At 61.9% G+C, this 25,523-nt stretch carries 24 protein-coding genes; 13 read left to right on the top strand and 11 right to left on the bottom strand.

Annotated elements, in window-relative coordinates; translation table 11 throughout:
* Nucleotides 1–73: 73 nt before the first annotated feature.
* Genes HU730_RS14890 through HU730_RS14880 form a run of 3 tightly spaced genes read left to right on the top strand, consistent with a single transcriptional unit; the run spans nt 74 to nt 2,368 of the window.
* Nucleotides 74–1,003: a LysR family transcriptional regulator gene (locus tag HU730_RS14890; RefSeq protein WP_034127915.1), complete on the top strand. Its 930-nt coding sequence runs from the start codon at nt 74–76 to the stop codon at nt 1,001–1,003.
* A 53-nt stretch (nt 1,004–1,056) separates the two neighbouring features.
* Nucleotides 1,057–1,449, top strand: a complete 393-nt coding sequence (locus HU730_RS14885) for a MerR family DNA-binding transcriptional regulator (RefSeq protein WP_003192195.1) — start codon at nt 1,057–1,059, stop codon at nt 1,447–1,449.
* Nucleotides 1,450–1,465: 16 nt separating this feature from the next.
* Nucleotides 1,466–2,368, top strand: coding sequence for a hydroxymethylglutaryl-CoA lyase (locus HU730_RS14880; RefSeq protein ID WP_186527182.1), 903 nt, complete (start codon nt 1,466–1,468; stop codon nt 2,366–2,368).
* A 641-nt stretch (nt 2,369–3,009) separates the two neighbouring features.
* On the opposite strand, the gene HU730_RS14875 is transcribed toward HU730_RS14880, so the two are convergent.
* Nucleotides 3,010–4,641, bottom strand: coding sequence for an AMP-binding protein (locus tag HU730_RS14875; protein ID WP_186527183.1), 1,632 nt, complete (start codon nt 4,639–4,641; stop codon nt 3,010–3,012).
* A 150-nt stretch (nt 4,642–4,791) separates the two neighbouring features.
* On the opposite strand from HU730_RS14875, the gene HU730_RS14870 reads away from it, so the two are divergent.
* From HU730_RS14870 to HU730_RS14855, 4 genes are all read left to right on the top strand, one after another.
* A complete protein-coding gene (locus HU730_RS14870) occupies nt 4,792–5,955 on the top strand; it encodes an isovaleryl-CoA dehydrogenase (protein ID WP_034127918.1) in 1,164 nt (387 codons plus the stop codon).
* Nucleotides 5,956–6,060: 105 nt separating this feature from the next.
* Nucleotides 6,061–7,665 carry a carboxyl transferase domain-containing protein gene (locus tag HU730_RS14865; protein WP_034127919.1) on the top strand — a complete coding sequence of 535 codons (1,605 nt, stop codon included), beginning with the start codon at nt 6,061–6,063 and terminating at the stop codon, nt 7,663–7,665.
* A 161-nt stretch (nt 7,666–7,826) separates the two neighbouring features.
* Nucleotides 7,827–8,633: a gamma-carboxygeranoyl-CoA hydratase gene (locus HU730_RS14860; RefSeq protein WP_034127920.1), complete on the top strand. Its 807-nt coding sequence runs from the start codon at nt 7,827–7,829 to the stop codon at nt 8,631–8,633.
* Nucleotides 8,630–10,555 (top strand): acetyl/propionyl/methylcrotonyl-CoA carboxylase subunit alpha, encoded by a 1,926-nt coding sequence (locus HU730_RS14855; RefSeq protein WP_186527184.1) that lies wholly within the window; start codon nt 8,630–8,632, stop codon nt 10,553–10,555. Before HU730_RS14860 ends, HU730_RS14855 begins: the two co-directional genes overlap by 4 nt.
* On the opposite strand, the gene HU730_RS14850 is transcribed toward HU730_RS14855, so the two are convergent.
* Nucleotides 10,552–11,187 carry a S24 family peptidase gene (locus HU730_RS14850; protein WP_186527185.1) on the bottom strand — a complete coding sequence of 212 codons (636 nt, stop codon included), beginning with the start codon at nt 11,185–11,187 and terminating at the stop codon, nt 10,552–10,554. The genes HU730_RS14855 and HU730_RS14850 overlap by 4 nt on opposite strands.
* Before the next feature lie 130 nt (nt 11,188–11,317).
* On the opposite strand from HU730_RS14850, the gene HU730_RS14845 reads away from it, so the two are divergent.
* Nucleotides 11,318–11,668, top strand: coding sequence for a DUF3077 domain-containing protein (locus HU730_RS14845; RefSeq protein WP_232104018.1), 351 nt, complete (start codon nt 11,318–11,320; stop codon nt 11,666–11,668).
* A 464-nt stretch (nt 11,669–12,132) separates the two neighbouring features.
* Entirely contained in the window at nt 12,133–13,284 is a 1,152-nt protein-coding gene (locus tag HU730_RS14840) for a M14-type cytosolic carboxypeptidase (protein WP_096143802.1), read from the top strand.
* Between the two features lie 157 nt (nt 13,285–13,441).
* On the opposite strand, the gene HU730_RS14835 is transcribed toward HU730_RS14840, so the two are convergent.
* Together HU730_RS14835 and HU730_RS14830 are read right to left on the bottom strand one after the other, a co-directional pair.
* Entirely contained in the window at nt 13,442–13,981 is a 540-nt protein-coding gene (locus HU730_RS14835; protein ID WP_032896571.1) for a cytochrome b, read from the bottom strand.
* Nucleotides 13,978–15,060 carry a catalase family peroxidase gene (locus HU730_RS14830; protein ID WP_054917334.1) on the bottom strand — a complete coding sequence of 361 codons (1,083 nt, stop codon included), beginning with the start codon at nt 15,058–15,060 and terminating at the stop codon, nt 13,978–13,980. The genes HU730_RS14835 and HU730_RS14830 overlap by 4 nt, the downstream gene beginning before the upstream one ends.
* 167 nt (nt 15,061–15,227) lie before the next feature.
* Here HU730_RS14830 and HU730_RS14825 point away from each other — a divergent pair, with 167 nt between their 5' ends.
* Complete coding sequence (locus HU730_RS14825; protein ID WP_186527186.1) at nt 15,228–15,734, top strand: sigma-70 family RNA polymerase sigma factor; 507 nt, start codon at nt 15,228–15,230, stop codon at nt 15,732–15,734.
* A complete protein-coding gene (locus HU730_RS14820) occupies nt 15,731–16,468 on the top strand; it encodes an anti-sigma factor (RefSeq protein WP_096143801.1) in 738 nt (245 codons plus the stop codon). The genes HU730_RS14825 and HU730_RS14820 overlap by 4 nt, the downstream gene beginning before the upstream one ends.
* Here the strand turns inward: HU730_RS14820 and HU730_RS14815 are convergent.
* The 7 genes from HU730_RS14815 to HU730_RS14785 all read right to left on the bottom strand — a co-directional run bounded on the left by HU730_RS14815 (nt 16,465) and on the right by HU730_RS14785 (nt 22,780).
* Complete coding sequence (locus tag HU730_RS14815; protein WP_186527187.1) at nt 16,465–17,466, bottom strand: spore coat U domain-containing protein; 1,002 nt, start codon at nt 17,464–17,466, stop codon at nt 16,465–16,467. The genes HU730_RS14820 and HU730_RS14815 overlap by 4 nt on opposite strands.
* Entirely contained in the window at nt 17,463–19,811 is a 2,349-nt protein-coding gene (locus tag HU730_RS14810; RefSeq protein WP_186527195.1) for a fimbria/pilus outer membrane usher protein, read from the bottom strand. The genes HU730_RS14815 and HU730_RS14810 overlap by 4 nt, the downstream gene beginning before the upstream one ends.
* Nucleotides 19,812–19,883: 72 nt before the next feature.
* A complete protein-coding gene (locus HU730_RS14805; protein ID WP_014718967.1) occupies nt 19,884–20,672 on the bottom strand; it encodes a molecular chaperone in 789 nt (262 codons plus the stop codon).
* Nucleotides 20,673–20,697: 25 nt separating this feature from the next.
* Entirely contained in the window at nt 20,698–21,186 is a 489-nt protein-coding gene (locus HU730_RS14800) for a spore coat U domain-containing protein (RefSeq protein ID WP_034127929.1), read from the bottom strand.
* A gap of 2 nt (nt 21,187–21,188) precedes the next feature.
* Nucleotides 21,189–21,731 (bottom strand): spore coat protein U domain-containing protein, encoded by a 543-nt coding sequence (locus tag HU730_RS14795; RefSeq protein ID WP_003192220.1) that lies wholly within the window; start codon nt 21,729–21,731, stop codon nt 21,189–21,191.
* A gap of 18 nt (nt 21,732–21,749) precedes the next feature.
* On the bottom strand, nt 21,750–22,295 hold the full coding sequence (locus HU730_RS14790) for a spore coat protein U domain-containing protein (RefSeq protein ID WP_034127930.1): 546 nt from the start codon (nt 22,293–22,295) through the stop codon (nt 21,750–21,752).
* The gene (locus HU730_RS14785) at nt 22,289–22,780 is read right to left on the bottom strand and encodes a spore coat U domain-containing protein (protein ID WP_087149522.1); all 492 of its coding nucleotides are present in this window, start codon (nt 22,778–22,780) and stop codon (nt 22,289–22,291) included. The genes HU730_RS14790 and HU730_RS14785 overlap by 7 nt, the downstream gene beginning before the upstream one ends.
* 190 nt (nt 22,781–22,970) lie before the next feature.
* On the opposite strand from HU730_RS14785, the gene zapE reads away from it, so the two are divergent.
* Both zapE and HU730_RS14775 read left to right on the top strand, forming a co-directional pair.
* Nucleotides 22,971–24,065, top strand: a complete 1,095-nt coding sequence (zapE, locus tag HU730_RS14780; RefSeq protein ID WP_186527188.1) for a cell division protein ZapE — start codon at nt 22,971–22,973, stop codon at nt 24,063–24,065.
* A gap of 37 nt (nt 24,066–24,102) precedes the next feature.
* The gene (locus HU730_RS14775; protein ID WP_186527189.1) at nt 24,103–25,407 is read left to right on the top strand and encodes a protein kinase; all 1,305 of its coding nucleotides are present in this window, start codon (nt 24,103–24,105) and stop codon (nt 25,405–25,407) included.
* Nucleotides 25,408–25,523 lie beyond the last annotated feature (116 nt).

Genomic DNA, 25,523 nt, shown 5'->3' with positions numbered 1-25,523 from the left:
TCTCGCCGTGTATTAACATTCATCACCGATATATGATCGGTGTATGAGCACCTCACAATAAGAGCGCAACGAAATGAATCTGAGCAAGGTCGACCTCAACCTCTTTATTGTCTTCGACGCGATTTACACCGAAGCCAACCTGACCCGCGCCGGCCAGATCGTGGGTATCACCCAGCCGGCGGTGTCCAACGCCCTGGCGCGGTTGCGCGAGACCTTCAACGACCCGCTGTTCGTGCGTACCGCCCAAGGCATGGTGCCCACGCCCATGGCGCAAAACATCATCGGCCCGGTGCGCAATGCGTTGTCGTTGCTGCGCGTGTCCGTGCAGGAAAGCCGCATCTTCAACCCGCAGCAGGCGGCCAAGACCTACCGTATCAGCATGACCGACCTGACCGAGGCCGTGATCCTGCCGCTGCTGTTCCAGCGCCTGCGTCGCCTGGCGCCTACCGTGATGATCGAGAGTTTCCTGTCCAAACGTCGCGAAACCACCAAGGAACTGGCCGCCGGGCGCCTGGATTTTGCCGTGGATGCGCCGCTCAATACCGACCCGCAGGTGCGTCACGTCAAGCTGATGGAAGACCGCTACGTGTGCGCCATGCGCAAGGGCCACCCGATGGCGGGCAAGGATAAATTCACCCTGGATGATTACCTGTCGCTGACCCATATCCATATCTCCAGCCGCCGCAACGGTTTGGGCTATGTGGACCTGGCCTTGGGCAAGATGGGCATTCAACGCAAGATCGCCCTGCGTTCCCAGCACTACCTGATGGCCTATCAGGTGTTGCAACAGACCGACATGGTGATGACCGTGCCCGAGCGTTTCGCCCGTCGTCATGAACTGCACTGGTTCCAACTGCCAGTCAACAGCGTGCCGCCGCTGGAAACCCATTTGTACTGGCACGAAAGCACCGACCAGGACCCGGCGAACCGCTGGATGCGTGAACAGATGATCGAGTTGTGCCAGCAGGTGACGGCCCAGGAAAAGAAAGCCCAGCAGCCTTGACGTTTACGTCAACCTGCAATTAGCTTAGCGCCAAGACTTCCTTGAGCACCGCCATGAGCACCACCTACAGCATCTCCGACCTCGCCCGCGAGCTCGACATCACCACCCGCGCCATTCGTTTCTATGAAGAACAAGGCCTGCTGGCCCCGGAACGTCGGGGCCAGGAGCGCATTTACTCGGCGCGGGACAAGGTCAGCCTCAAGCTGATCCTGCGTGGCAAGCGCATCGGCTTCTCCCTGGCCGAATGCCGCGAACTGATCGAACTCTACGACCCCACCGGCGGCAACCAGATCCAACTCAACAGCATGCTGGCCAAGATCGCCGAACGCCGTGAACAGTTGGAACAGCAACTGCTGGATATCGAACAGATGAAGCTGGAACTGGACACCGCTGAAGAGCGTTGCACCCAGGCCCTGGCGCAGACCATCAGCCAAGCCGGCCATTGACCAGAAGGTAACTGCCATGTCCCTCCCCTCCCACGTACGCCTGGTTGAAGTCGGCCCGCGCGACGGTTTGCAGAACGAAGCCCAGCCCATCAGCGTGGCGGATAAAGTCCGATTGGTAGACGCCTTGAGCGCCGCTGGCTTGAGCTATATCGAAGTCGGTAGTTTTGTCTCGCCCAAATGGGTGCCGCAAATGGCAGGTTCAGCCGAAGTGTTTGCGCAGATCCAGCGCAAGCCCGGCGTGACCTATGGCGCACTGGCACCGAACCTGCGCGGGTTCGAGGATGCGCTGGCGGCCGGGGTCAAGGAAGTCGCGGTGTTTGCGGCGGCGTCCGAGGCGTTCTCCCAGCGCAATATCAATTGTTCCATCAGCGAAAGCCTGGAGCGCTTCGCACCGATCATGGCCGCCGCCAAGCAGCACGGCGTCAGCGTGCGCGGCTATGTGTCCTGTGTACTGGGTTGCCCTTATGAAGGCGATATCGCCCCGGAGCAAGTGGCGGCCGTCGCCCACGAGCTGTATGCCATGGGCTGCTATGAAGTGTCCCTGGGCGACACCATCGGTACCGGCACGGCGGGCGCTACCCGGCGCCTGTTCGAAGTGGTCGGCGCCCAAGTGCCACGGGACAAGCTGGCCGGGCATTTCCATGACACCTACGGGCAGGCCATCGCTAACATCTACGCCAGCCTGCTGGAAGGCATCACGGTGTTCGACAGCTCAATCGCAGGCCTGGGCGGCTGCCCCTACGCCAAGGGCGCCAGCGGTAACGTCGCCACCGAGGACGTGCTGTACCTGCTCAACGGCCTGGGTATCGACACGGGCATCGACCTGGAACGCTTGATTGGCGCCGGCCAGCAGATCAGCCAGGTGCTGGGACGGCCTACGGGTTCCCGCGTGGCGAAGGTGCGTAACGCAGGTGAGTAGCACAGCTGTGACAATGTGTTACCGCACACCGGCATAACGGGTAACGCGGGAACAAAATCCGCCGTGCAAACTGAAAGAAAATACTGAAAAAAAACCAACTCGTTGATTTTAAAGGCTTTTAAAAAGTTGGCACGCCTTCTGCTATCTCTATGGCATAACAAGAATAAAAAGCGCCAAACCTAATAAAAATAAGACGAAACGACTCTGACATAACAAAAACAACACGGCAGAGACGCAGCTAACAGATTTTTTTGGAGAAGATGTGCTTCCCAGGGTACGGCATGCCGCAACCCGCAACCGGCTAGAGAAAAATAAAACTACCTCAGGTAGCTACCCACTGGTTGGATCGTTTACGAAGAAGCAGGTCAGCGTTCAAAAAAATACGTTTGCTCTTGACCCCGGATGGGGGTCACCCAAAACAGCGGTACGGGCCACGGCTACCAAAAACAACAACAGGCCGCCCCTCAATAATAAGAAAAGAGCACGCAACGACAAATTAAAGGGGACCTTCGGGTCCCCTTTGTGCTTTCGGGGTTTCACTATTTTGGTGGCACAGCAGGTTCGCGGGGTATCAGGTAGATGTGGGCCGGCAGTCAGGCCGCCATCGCAGGCAAGCCAGCTCCCACAGGGGTTTGACGTTGTCAGCGCGCTTGCAGCTCCTGGATGGAAATCTCGCGCATCCGAAATTTCTGGATCTTGCCCGTCACCGTCATCGGAAACTCATCCACGAATTTGAAATGCCTGGGCGTCTTGAAATGGGCGATGCGGTCCTTGCACCAGCTCAACAACTCCAGCTCGTTGGCCACCTGACCGGGATGGAACTTGATCCAGGCAACAATCTCTTCGCCATAACGCTCATCCGGGATGCCAACGATCTGCACGTCCGCCACCGCCGGGTGAGTAAAGAAAAACTCTTCCAGCTCCCGTGGGTAAACGTTCTCCCCCCCACGAATGATCATGTCCTTGTTACGCCCGGCGATGCACACGTAACCCTCCTCATCCATGGTCGCCAGGTCACCGGTGTGCATCCAGCCGGCATCGTCGATGGCCTCACGGGTGCCTTCAGGGTTGTTCCAGTAACCCAGCATCACGCTGTAGCCCCGGGTGCACAGTTCACCGATCACGCCACGGGCCACGGTGTTACCGGCCTCGTCGACAATCTTGGTTTCCAGTTGCGGTTGGGTGCGGCCCACCGTGGTGACACGCCGTTCGATATCGTCATCTGCGCCGGTCTGCAGCGACACCGGGCTGGTTTCAGTCATGCCATAGGCAATCTGCACCTCTGCCATGTGCAGCTCATGGATGACCCGACGCATCACCTCGATCGGGCATGTCGCCCCGGCCATGATCCCGGTGCGCAGGCTGGACACCTCGAACTCGGCCCGGCGTGGGTGATCGAGCAGCGCGATAAACATGGTCGGCACGCCATATAAGCCGGTGGCTTGTTCTTCGGCGACGGCGCTCAGCGTCAGCAACGGGTCGAAGCCGTCATTGGGGTAGATCATGGTGGTGCCGTGAGTGATACAACCGAGGTTGCCCATGACCATGCCGAAGCAGTGGTACAGCGGCACTGGGATCACCAGGCGGTCCCCTGCCGTCAGGCCCAGGCTTTCACCGACCATGTAACCGTTATTGAGGATGTTGTGGTGACTGAGGGTGGCGCCCTTGGGGAAGCCGGTGGTGCCGGAGGTGTACTGGATATTCACAGGTTGATCGAAATGCAGGCTGGCCTGACGGCTTTGCAGTTGCTCGGGCGGCACGCCTGCGCCAAGCGCCGCCAACTGCGACCAGAGCATGAATTCCGGCGGCGGGCTGGGGTCCAGGCTGATGAGGCCGCGCAGCTCGGGTTTCAATGCCTGGAGCATGGCGTGGTAATCGGAGCTTTTGAACGAACCGGCGCATACCAGCCATTGGCAGCCGGATTGTTTGAGCACGTAGTCCAATTCACTGCTGCGATAGGCCGGGTTGATATTGACCAGGATCACCCCGAGCTTGGCGCTCGCCACCTGGCAGATCAGCCACTCGGCACAGTTAGGCGCCCAGATCCCCAGGCGGTCGCCGGTTTGCATGCCCAGGGCGATGAATGCGCGGGCGTGCAGCTCAACTGTCTCGGCCAGCTGCCGCCAGGTGTAGCGCCGCTGCTGGTGGCGCACTACCAAGGCTTCGCTGTCTGGATACTGCGCAACGGTGTGATCGAATGCCTGGCCAATGGTCATGGCCAGCAAGGCCTTGTCCTGGGAGCCACGGCTGTAACTCTGGTTCGGTTGATCCATAACGACCCCTGTTATCTTTTTTGTAGGTTGACGTATACGTAAACTACGATTGACAGCGCCGCAACGCAAGCTTACGTTAACGTAAAGGTGAGCGCCCTCCTCCCGCGCCCTGCCCACACAACAACAAAGCTCACATTAAGGTGCCTGTCCATGAGTTACCCGTCCCTGAACTTCGCCCTCGGCGAGACCATCGACATGCTGCGCGACCAGGTGCAGTCCTTCGTGGCCAAGGAGATCGCACCACGCGCGGCCCAGATCGACATCGACAACCTGTTCCCCGCCGACCTGTGGCGCAAGTTCGGCGACATGGGCCTGCTGGGTATCACCGTGCCCGAGGAATACGGCGGTGCCGGCCTCGGTTACCTGGCCCATGTGGTGAGCATGGAAGAAATCAGCCGTGGCTCGGCCTCGGTGGCGTTGTCCTACGGGGCGCACTCCAACCTGTGCGTCAACCAGATCAACCGCAACGGCAACCACGCACAAAAACTCAAGTACCTGCCCAAGCTGATCAGCGGCGAGCACATCGGCGCCCTGGCCATGAGCGAGCCGAATGCCGGTTCCGACGTAGTGTCGATGAAACTGCGCGCCGACAAGCGCGACGACCATTACGTACTCAATGGCAGCAAGACCTGGATCACCAACGGCCCGGACGCCAACACCTATGTGATCTACGCCAAGACCGACCTGGAAAAAGGCCCTCACGGCATCACCGCCTTCATCGTCGAGCGCGACTGGAAAGGCTTCAGCCGCAGCAATAAATTCGACAAGCTGGGCATGCGCGGCTCCAACACCTGCGAGCTGTTTTTCGACGACGTCGAGGTGCCCGAAGAAAACATCCTCGGCGTACTCAATGGCGGCGTGAAAGTGTTGATGAGCGGCCTGGACTACGAGCGCGTGGTGCTTTCCGGTGGCCCTACCGGGATCATGCAGGCATGCATGGACTTGATCGTGCCCTACATCCACGACCGCAAGCAGTTCGGCCAGAGCATCGGCGAATTCCAGTTGATCCAGGGCAAGGTCGCCGATATGTACACCCAGCTCAACGCCAGCCGCGCTTACCTCTACGCGGTGGCCCAGGCGTGTGAACGCGGCGAGACCACGCGCAAGGACGCTGCGGGCGTGATCCTCTACAGCGCCGAGCGCGCCACGCAAATGGCCCTGGATGCAATCCAGATTCTGGGCGGCAATGGCTATATCAATGAATTCCCCGCCGGGCGCCTGCTGCGTGACGCCAAGCTCTACGAAATTGGTGCGGGCACCAGTGAGATTCGGCGGATGTTGATCGGTCGCGAACTGTTCAACGAAACGAAATAAATTTCGCAGCTGCAAGGGGCAAGCTACAAGCCGCAAGTAAAGAGCGTCGTTCTCTTACAGCTTGAAACTTGTAGCTTGTAGCTTGCCGCGCTTACGGAGTAAGCCATGCTCTTACACACCCAGCTCAACCCGCGCTCGGCGGAATTCGCCGCCAACCACGCGGCGATGCTTGAACAGGTCGACGCCCTGCACAGCCTGCTAGCCCACGTCCATCAAGGTGGCGGCGCCAAGGCACAGGAACGCCACACGTCACGCGGCAAGCTGTTGCCCCGCGAGCGTATCAACCGTCTGCTCGATCCGGGTTCGCCGTTTCTCGAGCTGAGCCAACTGGCCGCCCACCAGGTGTATGGCGAAGACGTCCCGGCTGCCGGGGTGATTGCCGGCATCGGCCGGGTGGAAGGCGTCGAATGCATGATTGTGGCCAACGATGCCACGGTCAAAGGCGGCTCCTATTACCCGCTGACCGTTAAAAAACACCTGCGCGCCCAGACCATCGCCGAGCAAAACCGCCTGCCGTGTATCTACCTGGTGGACTCCGGCGGCGCCAACCTGCCGCGCCAGGACGAGGTGTTCCCCGACCGTGAGCACTTCGGGCGGATCTTCTTCAACCAGGCCAATATGAGCGCCCAGGGCATTCCCCAGATTGCCGTGGTGATGGGCTCGTGCACCGCCGGCGGCGCCTACGTGCCGGCCATGGCCGACGAAGCGATCATGGTGCGCCAGCAAGCCACCATTTTCCTTGCCGGCCCGCCGCTGGTGAAGGCCGCCACCGGTGAAGTGGTGAGCGCCGAAGACCTGGGCGGTGCCGATGTGCACTGCAAGGTCTCGGGCGTGGCCGACCACTATGCCGACAGCGATGAGCACGCCCTGGCGCTGGCACGGCGCAGCGTGGCCAACCTCAATTGGCGCAAGCAGGGTGAGCTGCTGCAACGCTCGCCGGTGGCGCCGCTGTACAGCAGCGAAGAGTTGTACGGCGTGATCCCGGCGGATGCCAAGCAACCCTTTGATGTGCGCGAAGTCATCGCACGGCTGGTGGACGGCTCGGTGTTCGATGAGTTCAAGGCCCTGTTCGGCACGACCCTGGTGTGCGGCTTTGCGCACTTGCATGGCTACCCGATAGCGATCCTGGCCAACAACGGCATCCTCTTCGCCGAAGCCGCGCAAAAAGGCGCGCACTTTATCGAACTGGCCTGCCAGCGCGGGATTCCACTGCTGTTCCTGCAAAACATCACCGGCTTCATGGTCGGCCAGAAGTACGAAGCCGGCGGCATTGCCAAGCACGGCGCCAAGCTGGTCACCGCCGTGGCGTGCGCCAAGGTGCCGAAATTCACCGTGATCATCGGTGGCAGCTTTGGTGCGGGTAACTATGGGATGTGTGGCCGCGCCTACGACCCGCGCTTTTTGTGGATGTGGCCCAACGCACGCATTGGCGTGATGGGGGCCGAACAGGCCGCCGGGGTGTTGGCGCAGGTCAAGCGCGAACAGGCTGAGCGCGCCGGCAACGGTTTCAGTGCCGAGGAGGAAGCCGCGATCAAGCAGCCGATCCTCGACCAGTATGAAACCCAGGGCCATCCCTACTACTCCAGCGCGCGCTTGTGGGATGACGGCGTGATCGACCCGCTGCAGACCCGTGACGTGCTGGCCCTGGCCTTGTCCGCCGCCCTGAACGCCCCCATCGAGCCGAGCCGCTTCGGCGTGTTCCGCATGTAACCTGTAGGAGCGCGCCTGTTGTGGCGAGGGAGCTTGCTCCCGCTGACTGCGCAGCAGTCCCGGCTTTTTTGGGGGCGCTGCGCACCCCAGCGCAAGCAAACTTGCTCGCCACAACAAGCTCGCTCCTACAGGAGGCCTCTCATTATTATGGAGCTCCTTGCATGAGCGACTTCAACACCCTCGAACTGATCACTGACCGCCGTGGCTTTGCCACGCTGTGGCTCAGCCGCGAAGCCAAGAACAACGCGTTCAACGCCGAGATGATCCGCGAATTGATCCTGGCTCTTGACCGCGTACAAGGCGACCCGTCCCTGCGCTTCCTGGTACTGCGCGGGCGTGGCAAGCACTTCAGCGCGGGTGCCGACCTGGCCTGGATGCAGCAATCGGCCGAGCTGGACTACCACACCAACCTGGACGACGCCCGGGAACTGGCAGAGCTGATGTACAACCTGTCCAAACTGAAAATCCCCACGCTGGCGGTGGTGCAAGGTGCGGCCTACGGGGGCGCGCTGGGCCTGATCAGCTGCTGTGACATGGCCATCGGTGCCGACGACGCGCAGTTCTGCCTGTCGGAAGTGCGTATCGGCCTGGCGCCGGCGGTGATCAGCCCGTTCGTGGTGCAGGCCATCGGCGAACGCGCTGCCCGTCGTTATGCACTCACAGCCGAGCGGTTCGGCGGCCAACGCGCACGGGAGATCGGCTTGCTGGCGGAAAGTTATCCTGCCGAGAGCCTGGATCAACAGGTGGACCAGTGGGTCACCAACCTGCTGCAAAACAGCCCGGCGGCCATGCGTGCCAGTAAGGATTTGCTGCGCGAAGTGGGCAACGGTGCCCTCACCCCCGCGCTGCGCCGCTATTGCGAAAACGCCATTGCGCGCATCCGGGTGAGCGCCGAGGGCCAGGAAGGTTTGCGTGCATTTCTGCAAAAACGTGCGCCAAGTTGGCAAACCCAGGAGCCGCGTTCATGAGCACACTTACCACCGTTCTGGTGGCCAACCGTGGCGAGATCGCCTGCCGGGTCATGCGTACCGCCAAGGCCATGGGGTTGACCACTGTGGCTGTGCACAGCGCCATCGACCGCGATGCCCGCCATAGCCGTGAAGCCGATATCCGCGTCGACCTGGGCGGCAGCAAAGCCACCGACAGTTACCTGCAAATCGACAAGCTGATTGCCGCCGCCCACGCCAGCGGCGCCCAGGCGATTCACCCCGGCTACGGCTTCCTCTCGGAAAACGCCAGCTTCGCCCGGGCCATCGAGGCGGCAGGCTTGATCTTCCTCGGCCCGCCCGCCTCGGCAATCGACGCCATGGGCAGCAAATCCGCGGCCAAGGCCTTGATGGAAACGGCTGGCGTACCCCTTGTGCCGGGTTATCACGGCGAGGCCCAGGACCTGGAGACCTTCCGCGCCGCCTGTGAGCGTATCGGCTACCCGGTGCTGCTCAAGGCCACGGCGGGTGGCGGTGGCAAGGGTATGAAGGTGGTCGAGGACGTCAGCCAACTGGCCGAAGCCCTGGCCTCCGCCCAGCGTGAGGCGCTGTCGTCGTTCGGCAACGGGCAGATGCTGGTGGAGAAATACCTGCTCAAGCCGCGGCATGTCGAGATCCAAGTGTTTGCCGACCAGCAAGGTCATTGCCTGTACCTCAATGAGCGCGACTGCTCGATCCAGCGGCGCCATCAGAAAGTCGTGGAAGAAGCCCCGGCACCCGGCTTGAGTGGCGAGCAGCGCCGGGCCATGGGCGAAGCGGCCGTGCGCGCTGCCCAGGCCATCGGGTATGTCGGCGCAGGTACGGTGGAGTTTTTGCTGGATGCCCGTGGCGAGTTTTTCTTCATGGAGATGAACACGCGGCTGCAAGTCGAGCATCCGGTGACCGAAGCGATTACCGGCCTCGACCTGGTGGCCTGGCAGATCCGGGTTGCCCAGGGCGAGGCGCTGCCGATCACGCAAGAGCAGGTCGCGTTGAACGGTCATGCAATTGAAGTGCGGCTATATGCCGAAGACCCGGCCAATGACTTTCTGCCGGCCACCGGGCACCTGGCGCTGTACCGCGAGTCCAGCCCAGGCCCTGGACGCCGGGTGGATAGCGGCGTCGAGCAAGGCGACAGCGTGTCGCCCTTCTACGACCCGATGCTCGGCAAGTTGATTGCCTGGGGTGAAGACCGCGAACAGGCGCGCCTGCGCTTATTAAGCATGCTGGATGAGTTTGCGGTCGGCGGGCTCAAGACCAACCTGGGCTTTTTGCGGCGCATCATCGGACACCCTGCGTTTGCCGCGGCCGAGTTGGATACCGGGTTTATCCCGCGCTATCAGGGTGAGCTGTTGCCGACGCCAGGAGCCTTGAGCGATGAGTTCTGGCAAGCGGCGGGCTCGGCGTTTATGCAGAGCTTGCCGGTGGGTGACGGGCCTTGGGCAAGTCACCAGGGCTTTCGCGCGGGCCTGCCTGCCGAGGTGTCGCTGCACCTGAGCTGCAATGGGCAGGATCGGTTGGTGACACTGACCGGGCAACCGTCTCAGTTATGCGGCGAACAGTTGCTGACTGAACATCTGGGCGTGCGCCGTGCTCATCTGGCGGTGCGCAGTGAAGGCAGCCTGTACCTGCGTTGGGAAGGCGAGATGCATGCCGTCAGCCTGTTCGACCCGATTGCGGCGGTCGAGGCCAATCAATCCCATCAGGGTGGCCTCACCGCCCCCATGAACGGCAGCATCGTGCGGGTGCTCGTGGAGGTGGGCCAAACCGTTGAGGCTGGTACTCAACTGGTGGTGCTCGAAGCCATGAAGATGGAACACAGCATCCGTGCGCCCCACGCCGGGGTGGTCAAGGCGCTGTTCTGCCAGGAAGGTGAAATGGTAGCCGAAGGCAGCGCGCTGGTGGAGCTTGAAACGGCCGGCTAGAACTTCGCCGTGGCTTGCACCACCACACCCAGGAGGCGGCAGCCGTCGGTGAGCAGTACCTTGGGGTAAGTGGGGTTGAGCGGCACCAGGTAGTGCTGGCCGCTTTCTTCCTGCAGTTGGCGAAAGGTCGCCTGGGGGTTACCGGCCCATTGAGCCACCACCAGCCTGCCGGGCTCGGGCGCGATGGCCGGGTCAACCAGGATCATCATGCCAGCCGCAATGCTCATGCCCGTGGGGGCGGTCATGGCGTCTCCCGTCACCGGCAACCAGAATGCCTCGCCTCGGGCGTGGTAATCGGTCAATTCGTAGCGCTCGGCCCTATAAGGCGCACGCTCCTCACGCAGCTCGCAGGCCTGCTTCCAGTCGCTGACCGGGTAGCGGAAATACGGGTTGTAGTGCGCTTCCCGTTCAGGCACTTGCGCGGCCCGTTCACGAATCTCCAGCGCCACCTCCAAATACCCCAACCCCAGTTCGACCAGCACGCGGTTCATGTCCGCCAGGCTCGGCACGCGGCGTTTATTGAGCCAATGGCCGATGCCGCCCTGGGACATCCCCAGGCGCTGCGCCAGTTCATCCTGCGTGACCTTGCGGTCTTTCATGTTGGCTTTGACCAACGCTATCCAGTTATCCATGGCGCATCACAATACGGGCCCCATTTTTGCGGGCAATAAACAGTTTGTAGTAATCCATAAAACGACAGGAATACGATACGTACTATCATCAAGCCCAAGGATTTCGACACCCACCGGAGTACTGCCGCTTATGACGACCCGCACACACCCAACGCCCGACACATCCGAACTGACTGAAGTAAACGACATGTGCAACAGTGGCGCAGCCCAGCGCGCACTGGACTACTACTTGAAAGAAAATCGGTCGACGCCGGATTCGGACGGGGCCATGTTCGCGATCAAACCCGAAGTCAGCCAGGAGGAGGCCCTGATACACGCCTCGGACCTATTGAGAAGTGCAGCGGCTACCGCCTACGAGTCGGCGTGCACCCATCAGGGCAACCAGCGCGACCTGGCGTTTTCAGTGGTGTATTTGATCGATATGGCGAAGGCGATGGTGGAGCGGTCGTTGCAAGCGCCCAGAGCGGCGGCAAACGCTTAGCAGGCATGAAAGAAAAATATTTCTATCCCACGGATAAAAACATTTGACTTGCAAATGATAATGATTATTATTGGATTCAGCTGATCGCGAGATCAGTCGATAGACCAAGAGACCTTAGGTCGGACTCTTGGAATATCTCCTCATCAGGCTAATCACGGTTTTTGACCCGGCTCTTTGGCCGGGTCTTTTTTTTGCCAGTTTTCCTGGCATGGCTTCAGGCTAATGAAGACTGTGTGTTGCTTGATGGCGCGCATGGTAGCAAAAGACTATCGCCCAAAGAAAGTCGTCCGAGTGCTCTAGCGCGTATCTCTGCGAATTAGCGCTTGAGAATCAATCTCATAGACTCTAAGCTGCGGCGGCGTCACGGATGACGCCCCCTCCCCTGCAACAATTTTTGCATCCAGGTTTTACCGAACGCCTGTGTAAGATAGCCGCCACATCACTCATATTCAGGCAACCAGACTATGACCGTGGCCTTGACCTCCATCAAGATCAGCACCGACTTCGACAGCGGCAACATTCAGGTCCTGGATGCCAGCGACGCTTATCAGTTGTTGCTGGCAATCAAACCCGACACCCGCAGCGATCACTACCAATGGTTCCACTTCAAGGCCGAAGGCATGCACGTGGGGCACACCCATACCTTTCGCTTGAGCAACGCAGGGCGCTCGTCCTACAAGCATGCCTGGAGCGGCTACAACGCCGTGGCGTCCTACGACCATATCAACTGGTTCCGGGTACCGACGCGCTTTGACGGCGAGATCCTGCACATCAACCTCCAGACCCGGGAAAAGCACGCCTGGTTTGCCTACTTCGAGCCCTATAGCCGTGAACGCCACGACTGGCTGATCGAGCAAGCCCTGAAGTACGCCGGGGTCACCCTGCTGGCCACCGGCAAGAGCGCTGAAGGCCGCGATATTCAACTGCTGCGCCGAGGCAAAGGAATCGAAGGACGGCGCAAGGTGTGGATCATCGCCCAGCAGCACCCCGGGGAACACATGGCCGAATGGTTTATGGAGGGAGTGATTGAGCGCCTGCAAAAGGACGGCGACGACGAACTGAAAAAACTGCTGGCCGTCGCCGATCTGTACCTGGTACCAAACATGAACCCGGACGGCGCCTTCCACGGCCACCTGCGCACCAACGCCATGGGCCAGGACCTGAACCGCGCCTGGCAAAGCGCCAGCCAGGAACTCAGCCCCGAGGTCCTGTTCGTCCAGCAACAGATGGAAAAGTACGGCGTGGATATGTTCCTCGACATCCACGGCGATGAAGAAATCCCCTACGTGTTCACCGCCGGCTGCGAAGGCAACCCTGGCTACACCCCGCGTATCGAAGCCCTGGAAAAACACTTCCGCAGCCATTTGAGCCACCTGACACGAGACTTCCAGACCACCCACGGCTACACCCACGACCTGCCCGGCCAAGCCAACATGACCCTGGCCTGCAACGCGGTAGGAGAAAAATACGACTGCCTGTCCCTGACCCTGGAAATGCCCTTCAAGGACAACGACGACGCGCCCAACCTGCGAACTGGCTGGTCAGGCGATCGTTCAAAACAGTTGGGCAAGGACGTGTTGAGCAGCGTCGCTGATATCGTTGGGCGTTTGCGCTAACCCCCGAGGCGAGCTCTTTGTGGCGAGCGAGCTTGCTCGCGCTGGGCCGCATAGCGGCCCCATGAAAATCACTGCCGGATCACCTGACACACCGAGCAGGCTGTTTTGGGGCTGCTTCGCAGCCCAGCGCGAGCAAGCTCGCTCGCCACAAGAGCGGTCAATCCTTGCTGCCGGTCATGCTTTGCAAGACACCATCGCGGCGGATCAAACCGTGGAACAACGCGGCCGCCAGATGCACCAGCACGGTGAGAAACAGCAGATAGGCCAGGTAGCCGTGGGCCTTGCGCAACAGCGCGAACAACGGCGCATTCGCCCCCACCAGTGCGGGCAGTTGCAGGTTACTGCTGAGCATCACCGGGTCGCCAGCCGCTGAAATCATCGCCCAACCCAGCAGCGGCAACACCAGCATCAACGCGTACAACAGCACATGGGAAGCCTTGGCTGCGAGCCTTTGCCACACCGGTAAATCCGCTGGCAACGGCGGTTGGCGCGTCGAGAAACGCACCGCCAGGCGCACGATCACCAGCGCCAGAATCGCAATGCCCAGCGGCTTGTGCAGGTGGATCAGCCACTCATGGCGCTCCGACACCGACGCCGCCAGACCCGCGCCGATAAACAGCATGGCGATGATCATCAACGCCATCAGCCAGTGCAGCACGCGCGCCAGGGGCGCAAAGAACCGTGGTTGAGCATTCATGGCTTCGACTCCTGAGGGGCGCTGTGCAACGGGCTGACTTCCCCGGCGCGGCGCAGGTACGAACTGGCATACGCGGCCGAACGGGCGGCCAGCAAGGGGTCGTTGGAGGCTTGGATACCACTGGGCAGAATCAACGGGTCAAAGTTGATATCGCGGCAATCACCGTCTGCCTGGGGCTGGCTGCTTTGCAGCACCAACGTGCCGGCGTTGAGGACCTTGTGCGCGCCGGTCCAGGTCTTGCTTGCGTCGTCCAGCGGGTCGCCGGGGTTGGCCAGGGTCATGTTCAACTGCCAACGCAATGGCCCGGCGGCCAGGCGTCGCACCAAGTCCTGCTCGAGGAAGTCACTGCCAGCAGGTGCGGTATCACCCGCCGCGTCCTGGCTCTGGGGCACCACCTCCCAACGCACGGCCTGGCGCGTACCATCGGCAGCCACCAGGTAAAACGCGTTGATGCCGTTATAGGTTTCAGTCGCATAACTGGCCGATGGCTTGGCGGTCTTGACCCAGGCCAGGAATGGCGCTGTCTCGGGGTGTGCGGCAAAAAACGCCGGCATGCTTGACGGGTTCGGCTTGCCGGTGGCCGGATCTGGCGCGCCGGCCTTGAGCAACTGGTAAAACGCCTCGGGCGTGCCCACTGGGAACACCGGCATGCTGTTCATCCCCGTCCGCCATTGCTGGCCGTTGGCCTGGCTGAACTGCACGGCGAAACTGCGAATCGGCACACTGCTGTCCGGCGCGTAGGGGTTGCCGCTGGGCAAGGCAAAGCGGCCGATGATCGGAGTCTTGGCCTCGCTGAACACCTGGGCGTTGGAATAGGCACGGGCCTCGGTACTGCTCTCGAAATAACCCGCCACGCATACGCCCTTGGCATGGTTACGGCGAAAGCCCGGATGCACGCCGTTATTGGTTTCCAGGGCATTGACCAAGGTTTTTGGCCGCAGGCGTTGTGGGTCGAGCGTGCCATTGACGTAGGCAAATGCCCCGGCAACAACCGCAACCACGGCACCGATGCCGGCAAGTCGTGCGATCAGGCTAGCAGTGCTCAATGGAGGACGGGGGGGTGATGAGTGATCTACCATGCAGGAACTCCAGGGCCAGAGGCCTCAGGCTGAAACATAAGGTCGGAGCATTAAGACGAACGCCGATTGGCTCTATTCCCAGGCCCTGGATTTATTTTGCGGGACGGGGAATAACCTTCAACGCCGGACGTCTCTCTAGTCCCAGCGTAGTGACCAGCCAGACGCCCATGCATGAACTCGACGAACAGTTACGTGAACTCATTCCCAGGTTGCGGCGTTTTGCCCTGTCCCTGACGCGCAACAGCAGCAGCGCCGATGACCTGGTGCAATCGACCCTGGAGCGCGCCATCGTCGCCTGGGCCGATAAACGTATCGAGGGCGATTTGCGCGCCTGGCTGTTTTCGATCCTCTACCGCCAGTTCCTCGACGCCCACCGCCGCAACCGCCGCTATGCACGCATGCTCGAATTCTTCACCGGCCGCGATGACGAGCAACCTTCGGTGGAACGCACGGTGCTGGCCCAATCCACCCTGCAAGCCTTCGACCAACTGAACACCGAACAGCGCGCCCTGTTGCTGTGGGTGTCCGTCGAGGGCTTGAGCTACAAGGAAGTGGCCGAGATCCTCAAGGTGCCCATCGGCACCGTGATGTCACGCCTGTCCCGCGCACGCCAAGCGCTGCGTCAACTCAGCGATGGCGAAATGACCGGCCCTGCCCTGCGGAGACTCAAATGATCAGCCTGCCCCCCAGCGAACGCGATTTACATGCCTACGTCGATCACCAATTGCTCGACACTGATCGCCGTGTGCTTGAAACCTGGCTGGCCAGCCACCCCGAAGTGGCGGCCCAGGTACAGGCCTGGCAACAGGATGCGCAGCTGCTGCGTGCGTCATTGAGCGGCGCCCTGCAACAGCCGCACAACCCGGCACTGGACCCGGCGCTGATTCGCCAGCGCATCAAGAAACAGTCCCGTCGGCACTTGGCCACGGCGGCGTTGTTGCTGATCGCCGTGAGCCTCGGCGGGGTTGGCGGTTGGCACGCCCGTGAAGCCACCCAGCCGCCGCTGTTGCCGATGACCGACGCCATGCAGGCCTATCGCCTGTTTGCCCAGGACGGCATCATGCCCGCCGACTACAACGCCCAGGACCGCGGCATCATGCAGGCCTGGCTCGACCGTTATTTCAACCAGGCCCATCGCCTGCCCGACCTGAGCCAAGCCGGCTTCAAGCCGGTCAGCGGGCGCCTGCTCACCACCGACCAAGGCGCGGCAGCCATGGTGCTGTACCAGGACGCCCAAGGCCGGCGCATCAGCTTCTACATCCGCCCGCCGGGCCCGAACAACGGTTTCCTGCCTCGCGGCAGCCGCAGTGCCGATGGCTTGCAGGCCGACTACTGGTCGGGCGGCGGCTACAACTATGCGATGGTCAGCCCGGTGGATCAGGCCGCCGCGTTGCAGACGCCATTCTAGAAACCGACGTCCAGCACCACATTATCCAGATAGGTGCCAGCCGGTGGTGTGGGCTGGTCGGTGTAGACCTTGGCGTTGTAGTTGTACACCTGGCTGCCATTGCCCAAGCCGTTTCCGGGGTTGACCTCGGCCGTGGAGCTGGCCCGCCGCGCCGCGCCGACACTGCCCCAGCGCGTGGTGCCGGCACTTTTGAAAATGTCATAGGCCAGGTAATTGCCGCCGGAAACCATACGTCGCCGGCCGCCGACACTCACCGGGTTCTGGCCATCGCTCAAGCCCACGGTATAGGCGCTGCCCTTGGTGCAGGCGATGTTGATGGTCTGCCCGCTCACCGCGGTAAACCCACTGACCACCGGCGCGCTGCCGAAGCTGATATTCGGGGCGGTGATCTGGCAGTCGTTGGTCACGGTCATGCTGACGGTCAGGGACGCCGTGCCACTGCCAGTGTCACGTCCCAGGCAAATGCCGCCAAGGCCGATCCCCGAGCAATAGTTCCACACCCAGGCGATGCTCAATGTCTCGGTGTACACCCCGGCGGCGACGTTGCTGCCGGTGATGCTGCTCAGGTACAGCGGTACGGTTTTCGCGCCGGGCCCTGCGATCAGGCCAATGCTCTGGGCGATGCCGCCAGCGCCGCCGAAATCGAATTGGCTGCCACGGGTGATGGGATAGCTGGTGCTGTTGTTGCCATAAATCGTATAGCTGATCACATCACCGGTCGGCCCGACCATGCCACTTTGCGACGATGTGATCGTGGCGTAAAAGTGGTCGGTGGACACCAGCAGCGATATCAACGCTGAGGTGCAACTCAACCCTGAATTAGTCGTAGAGCTGGTTTGCGCAGCGGTGCGCACCGTCATCGAGCTGATCGAGCCGAAACTGGCTGGCACGGTGGACACCACCGAACACGCCGCCATGGCCTGTCCGCAAAACAACAAACCTACCCCATATAACCCTACGCTGCCCCTCACCTGAACACTCCCTGTTCGATCCCTCATTGGCACACTAATGGCCCGATCAAGGGCACGTCCTGTTGCTGCTCATCAATATCAAATGTCGCCTGGCAGGTGCGGCCCTCACCGAGGGTGACCTGCAAGGTGTTGTGCGCGCTGAGGTTTTCCAGATACACCAGGCCATCCCAGCCGACCACTGCTTGGGTGTTGCTTTGCTGGTGCACTACCAGGCTGCCCAGCGGCAACTCCTGATGCTGGCGGTCCACCAGAGTGATGCTTGCAGCGAGCACCCGGCGCAGGGGGAATTCCAGCAGGTAACCGCTGCCACGGCGTACCGATACGCGCTGCTCAACATTGGGGCTTTGCACATTCGCCGGCAGGTTCAAGGGGTCGATCTCGTATTTGCCGCGGTAATAGGCACTGCTCCACGGCACCAGCAAATGGCCGTTGCGGTCGGTCTGGCCCACCAGTTGGTTTTCGTAGCGCACCGGAATCCCGGCAAAGCCTTGGGTGCTCACTACCACAAAGGCGTCATTGATGCGGTTGGCGGCAAAGGTTTCGCCGCCCATCCACACCAGCGAGCCGCTGGCATCGGCCCAGCGCGTCATGGCCTCACTGCTGCCGTACACGCCGGCCTGCAACTGCACCGACTGCAAGCGCCAGGTCAGGTCGGCCTGTCGATAGCTGGGGGCATCGCCCTGGGCATAGCCGAGGTTGTAGCCCACGCCGCCTTCGCTGGGCACCGCGCGGCTGTAGTTGATGCGCTGGCGACTGGCGCCGTCCTTGCTGCGCTCGGTGCTCAAGGCCAAGCTGCCGTTGAGGTCGAACGGGATGACCAGTTGCGCCTGCATGGCCCAGTTGCTGTCACCGATTTCGCGGTTGGCTGACAGATAAAAGCTCGTGTTGCGCCACAACGGTTTGCTCCAGCTCAGGTTGAGCAGGCGCGTGCGCGAGTCGTCCGCCGCCTGCACGTCGAAATAGCCCAGGCCCAGGCTACCGAAACGTTGGAGGTTGAGGCTCAGGGTCACCTGCTCGCTGCGCTTGCTGAGGCTGGCGTATGGGGTATCGACCAGGGTCAGGTCGGCGTAGTCGTCGCGACGTTCCACCCGTTGGTACATAAAGCTGTAGCGCGTGCTGTTGTACTGGTAACCAAGGCTCAGTTGCTGGCCCGTGCGGCTGTCGAACTGGCTCTGGCTGAGGGCGGTATTGAGCACGCCGAAGTTGCCCAGGCGCAGGTTGCCGCCGAGCCCGCCGAGGCTCAGGTCGCTGGAGGCTTCGGCATGGCTTTCCAGGGTCAGGTTATCGGAATAGCCATAGCGGAACGTGCCACTGGCCACGCCCGGTCCGTAGCCGAAGTCCCGTAGGGTGTAGTCACGGCGCAAGGTACCGGCGGCCAGCGAAAAATCCGTCAAGCCTTGTTGCAGCAAAGTGCTGGTGACGTAGAACGGTACCGTGGTCGACACTTGGCGGCCCAAGGCATCGGTGGTGACCACCACGGCCTCGCCGGCACCATTGATGAATGGGATGTTGGTCAGGGTGTAGGGGCCGGGTTGCAGTCGCGCGCTGTCGGATTTGTAGCCGTTGATAAACAGGTCCACCGACGAGGGCACCGCCGCCTCACCGGCAAACTGCGGCAAGGGGTACGTGACCAGGTCGGGGCGCACGGCAAAATCCCGGGACAGTTGCACCCCGCCCAGGCGCACCGAGCTACTCCAGGGCAGCGCGCCACTGATCACGTCGCCGGCCTCGTAGGTCAGCAGGCGCTCATCGTCGGAAAAACGCCAGGTGGTGTCGTAACGTCGGTAACCATTGTCGAGGGTGCCGCCGCTGATTCCATCGGACAGGGTCTGGCGCAGTTGCCCGGTGTTGGACAAGGTGCCCCAGGTGTCAAACAGCCGTACTTCGTTCCAGGCCGCGAGGTAACTGCCGCCATCGTCGGTGTCATTGAAATACACGTCATAGTTGAGCAAGGCGCCGAAGCTGCTCATGGCCTGGGTACGCGGATAGGTATTGCGGTTGCCGATGAACTGTTCCTGCAGCCAGGAGGGCGGCACATCCAGCAGAAGGCGCTGGCCGTTGCTGTCGTAGTCGCTGTGCAGGCCCGGCACTTGTTCCAGGGCCACACTGCCGACGGGCTCACCGGGCAGTTTCATACCCACGTCCTGCAACGCGCTGGCCGGCACAAACAGCTGGCCGGCGCGCTGCTCGACCGCGATGACGCGGCCGGTGTCCATCTGGTTGACCACCAGTTCCAGAAACAGCTGTGCATCGGCAACTGCCTCCATGCTGCCGGGCGGCGGCGGCAGGTCGCCCGCCATCGCTGCGCCCCACAGCCCGCTTGCCACTGCCACCGACGGCCATAAAACCCGAGCCCAACCACGACTCACCATGGCGTTGTGTCCCTCAATGGACATCTCCATCCTGTTAAAACCCGGGCGTGTGCCCGTTGCGCTACATCACGGCTATCGCTTGGGCGCCAGGCTCTCCAGTTGCGGCGCGCCGTTGACCCGGACCTGCAACGGCTGGTCGGCCGATACGGCATCCGGCACCGGCCAGCGCATGCTCGCGCCCGGCAGCACATAGCCGAGCAAGCCGTCCACCAACGGCCGGGTCTGCCCGCCCTGTTTGAATGACGCATCGGTAAGCCGCGCATGCACGGCGCCCTGGTTGCGCACCTCGATGTAGTTGCGCCCTGCCACGTTGACCTTTTGCCAGCTCAACTGCGGCTTGCCCGCGCCCTTGGGGTCACGTTGGCGGGTGGCGTCGTCCTTGCTCCACAGGCCAGCGCCGTAGGCAAACAATGGCACCGAATAGCGCATCTGAAAGCGAATCGCCGCTGCCGTGTTCTTGCCCTCCGGCGGTGCTGGCACCTGCAGCGCCGAGGGGATTTCGTCAATGATGATGCGATAGGCCAACTCCTGCCCCGGCGGTACCTCCCGGGTGCGGGTCAGGCGCACCAGTTGCTTCTGGCCCGGCTCAATCTTGGCCACCGGCGGGCTGCCGATCACATCGCGCTGGTTCTGGTACTGCTCGTCGAAACCGTTCTGGCTCCAGGCAAACACGCGGATCTGCAGGTTGGCGGTCTCGGTGCCACGGTTCTCCAGCCACAGCGCGCTGGCCTGTTGGTCAGCCTCCAGCACCGGGTCGATGGGCCAGATCAGCACCGAACTGGCCGCCTGTACAAACCCCGCCGAGCACAACGCCCCCAAGGCGAAACCCGCGGTCCATAACCGTCGCAAAGCACAACCCATGACACCCCTCCTTAAACCGTTAGCCCTACCACGTCAGCTGCACCTGCAGCGTGTCGCTGTACGTCCCCCCAGGCTGATTGCCCGGTAAAACCACCCGCCCGTAAATCGGCAGGCTGATGTTGCTCGCATCGCTGTAGGTCACGCTGACGCTCTGGTTGATGCCCAGGTTCTGGCTGAACGCCGCATCGCGAAACAATTGGTAAGCCACCCGCGCGCTGCCACTGTTGAGCTGCAAATTGCGTCCGGTGCTGCTGTACAGGCCGCCATCCACGCTCATGCTCAGGGCCACGCCCGGCGTGCATTGCAGGGTTACGCCGCCAGTGAGAGCCGCTGTGACCGTGCTGGTGGCCAGGGCCGAATAGCTGCCGTAGGCCAAGGTGCCGTAGTTGGCGCCGCCGCCCACAATCAGACAGCCCGGCGTGATGGTCGCACTCACCTGGAAGCTCTGGTTGACCACCGCCGACAGCGGCAACGGTATCGCCAGGCCGATGGCGAGCAACACCCTGGGCCACATCGTTAGAACGTCAGTTCCACGGCCACGGTGTCGGTGTAGGTGCCCGCCGGCAGGCCCGCTTTGCCCACCGCCCGGCCGTAAAGGTTGACGGTCTGCGCCACGCCGGTACTGGTGGCGAGGGTCACCACGCCGTCAATCGCCAACAGCGCTGAACGCCCGCTGTCAGTGTAGAAATCGTAAGGCACGAAGTTACCCACGCCATCGGCCAGCGCACGAGTACCACCGGGGGAAGCACCATCGTGGGCGCCGGCACGCACCTTGATCGTTGGCGCGGTGCCAGCCGAACACAGGATCGACAACGCGCCGCCGGTACCGGTGCCGCCGAGCAACTGGGCGTCGGCATTGGTAAACAGGCTGTTGGTGGTACCGAAGTTCAAGCTACCGAAATTCAGCCCGGTGGCCGCCCCGGAGCCGTTGACCTGGCAACTGGCGATCAAGGTCAGGCTGGAACTGATCTGCCCGGTCACCGTGGTCGCCGCGTTCAGGCTGGACGCCAGCCCCAGGCCCAGGGCACAGAGGCCGATTCGCGATACAAGTACATGCATGATATCCATCCTCATGGTTTACCAATCCAGAGTCACCGTCAGGGTGTCTGTGTAGATGCCGGCCGGTAGGGCCCTGGTATTCGCCACCACGGAACCGAATACCGGGATCGGTACCTGGGTGCCCTGGGTCACGACGAAATTGCGTTGCTGGCCGATCCTGTAGGCACTGCGCCCCTGGGGATCCGCCGACAGTCGATAAGGAATGGTCTGGCGGCCATTGCTCAGGCGCCGCGTGGTGCCGTCGCCATTAGCGCCGCCGTCGATGGTCACCGTGAAACTGCTGACCACCGAGGGGTTGCAGGACACCGACAGCGGCGCCTTGTCGGCATCGGAAATCGACGCGCCCAGCGTGTTGCTCCAGGTCGGCCCCTGGCTGCCGAAATCCATTAGCGCCGTGCCGCCCTCAGGCGTGACCGGCGCGGTTTCCACGTCTTTGCTCACTTCGCAACTGGCGGTGATCACCAAACGCGCGTGGACCTGGCCGTTGACCACCGCCGCCTGCGCGTCATCCGCCAGCAACAGCAGACCGCCCAGGGCCGTCACAGCCAGGTAGCGGCTTACCATGTGACCGTGACCTTGAGCAGGTCGGAATAACGGCCGACAGCGGGAATGCCTTTGAGCGGTTCGATGCGGCCATACAGCGGCAGGTCGACAGAGCCGGTGTCCGGTACGCGGCCACTGATGGGCACGTCCACTGGCAAGGGGATCAGCCGCGCGGCGTCGGCATAGATTCGATAGGGGATGGGCCGACTGGAGGGCGCCGGATTGGCGAGATAACGCACTTCGCCGACGCCGCCATGCAGGCCGCCGTCAACGCGCACTTGGTAAGGCGTGTCGGGGTTACATTCCAGGCGCGGCTGGCGTTGGCTGATCAGGGCCGCACTCAGGGGGCCGGCCGGGTCATCCAGACGCGGGCCGCTGCCGAAATCCAATACGCCAAGTTGCTCAATGCCCGCATTGCGGGTGGTGCCCACCAACTGGCAACCCCGCTGCACGTCGATGCGCACCTCCACCTGGAGTTGCGCAGCAAACACCGTGTTGCAGAGCATCGTGCCCATGACAGCCAATACAGCCGGTCCCTTCACAGCCCCAATTCCTTATACAGGGGTGACAACTGTGTATGAGGTTAGCCAGTTAACGCGAAAGTGCCAGTTTGCATGGCTTGGGGACCTTTCCTATTGGTCAAATGGCATCGAGCGTCCTACAGTGAACGACCACCGCAATACAGAGTGATTATTCTTGGCCGTGCTTGCCCTGCTCCAGCGCCTGCTGGGTAAAAAAACCGACGCCTCGGACGCCTCGCCTATCCCGGCGTATTTTCAAAAAAAGGCCGAACAACAGGGCTATACCCTCAGTGAGGGGCAAATCCGGGCGATTACCGCCCTGAATCGCGAGGCACAACACCTGCTCAACGGCCAGGCCACGCGCAGCCTGTACCTGCATGGCCCGGTGGGGCGTGGCAAAAGCTGGCTGCTGGATGGATTTTTCCAGGCACTGCCCATCGCCGAGAAGCAACGCGTGTATTTCCACAACTTCTTCGCCCGGCTGCACCAGGGCATGTTCCTGCACCGCGAGCATGACGATGCCTTGGGCGCCACTCTGGACGAGCTGCTGACCGGCTGCCGAGTGCTGTGTTTCGACGAATTCCATGTGCACGATATCGGCGATGCGATGCTCATCAGCCGCCTGTTCAAGGCCCTGTTCCAGCGCGGCGTGCTGGTGCTGGTGACCTCCAACTACCCACCCGAAGGATTGCTGCCCAACCCGCTGTACCACGAGCGTTTCAAGCCGGTGATCGAGCTGATCGCCGCGCGCATGGAGGTGCTGGAAGTCAGTGCGCCTCAGGACTTTCGCAGCCTGGCTCAGGCCCATGCCCAACAACGCTTCACGGGCGGCCAGTATGTATGGCCAGGTACAACAGGCCAGCGTGAAAGCCTGGGCCTGCCTGCCACAGATTGCCCGGTGCAAACCCTGAAGGTCGGCACTCGGCAGTTACAGTGCCGAGGCCATCAGGCACGAACCATCGCATTTACCTTCAACGACCTGTGCGAACAGCTCACGGCGGTCATGGATTACCTGTTGTTGTGCCAGGACTTCGACCACTGGATCATCGACGGCCTGCCGCATCTGGCCGAATGCCCCATCGCCGTGCAACAGCGCTTTATCAACCTGGTAGACGTGCTCTACGACCAGGACAAGCAACTGACACTTATCGGTCACCAACCCCTGGATAAATGCCTGGAAGGCCAGGCCATCGACCTCGCCCGCACCGCCAGCCGCCTGCGCCAATTGCACACGCGCTGCCCGCAACCCGCGCCCGAGCCGCTATCATGAGCGCCTTTTACGCCTCCTTCCGAGCACTGCGCCCTGCATGAATACCCTCGCCCAACTCAAGGCTGGCCAATTGGCTGGCGTTACGCGCCTGGACCTGGCCTGCGGGCTGACCGAGTTCCCCCGGGAAATCTTCGAACTGGCCGACTCGCTGGAAATCCTCAACCTCACCGGCAACGCCCTGAGCAGCCTGCCCGACGACCTGCACCGCCTGACGAACCTGCGTGTGCTGTTCTGTTCGGACAACGCCTTTACCGAACTGCCGCAATGCCTGGGCCAGTGCGCCAAGCTGAGCATGATCGGCTTCAAGGCCAACCAGATCAGCCAGGTACCCGCCGCCGCCCTGCCGCCGCTGTTGCGCTGGCTAATCCTCACCGACAACTGCATCAGCCAATTGCCCGATGAACTGGGCGAACGCCCCTTGCTGCAAAAGCTGATGCTGGCCGGTAACCAGTTGACCGACCTGCCGCCAAGCCTGACCCAGTGCCAAAACCTGGAGTTGATCCGCATCGCCTCCAACCGCCTCACCCACCTGCCGCAGTGGCTGCTGACCCTGCCGAGCCTGACCTGGCTGGCCTACGCCGGCAACCCGGTGGAAATGGCCGTGCAGGTAAGCGCTGACGAGGCGACGCCGAACATCGCCTGGCAGGAACTGGAAATGGGCGAAGTCCTGGGCGAAGGCGCTTCGGGGATTATTCGCAAGGCGCTGTGGAAACCCCATGCGTTGCCAGTCGCGGTCAAGCTGTACAAGGGCACCATCACCAGCGACGGTTCACCGCTGCATGAAATGCAAGCCTGCATCGCTGCCGGGCTGCATCCCAACCTGATCAAGGTTGAAGGACGCGTCATCGGCCACCCCGACAACCAGGCCGCGCTGGTGATGGAGCTGATCGACCCGAGTTACCGCAACCTCGCAGCCCTGCCGAGCCTGACGTCGTGCACGCGGGATGTCTACGAACCCACCATCCGTTTCAGCCTGGACGTGGCACTGCGCATGGCGCGGGGCGTTGCTTCGGTGGCGGCGCACCTGCATCGGCACGGCATTACCCATGGTGACCTGTATGGTCACAATATTTTGTGGAACGCAGCAGGTGATTGCTTGCTCGGAGACTTTGGCGCGGCGTCATTCCATGCCACGGCGAACACGCTGGAAACCCGTGCGCTGCAGCGTATTGAAGTGCGGGCGTTCGGGGTGCTGCTGGGGGAGTTGTTGGAGCGGGTTGAGGCACAAGCCATTGACAAGGTGCTGTGCGAACTGTGCGAGCGTTGCTGTCAGCCGGATGTACTGGCCCGACCAGGCTTTGAGGAAATCGAGGCCCTGCTGGAATCTCTGCAGCACCCCTGAACCCATGTGGGAGCGGGCTTGCTCGCGAATGCGGTGTGACAGTCAACAGATGTATTGGCTGTTCCACCGCATTCGCGAGCAAGCCCGCTCCCACATATTAACCGCGTGTACTCAGA

The sequence above is a fragment of the Pseudomonas sp. SWRI22 genome (assembly GCF_014268395.2).
In the GTDB taxonomy this organism is placed as follows: Bacteria; Pseudomonadota; Gammaproteobacteria; order Pseudomonadales; family Pseudomonadaceae; genus Aquipseudomonas; species Aquipseudomonas paracarnis.
Note: the sequence above shows the minus strand (reverse complement) of the source record. Positions and strands in the feature narration are given on the sequence as shown.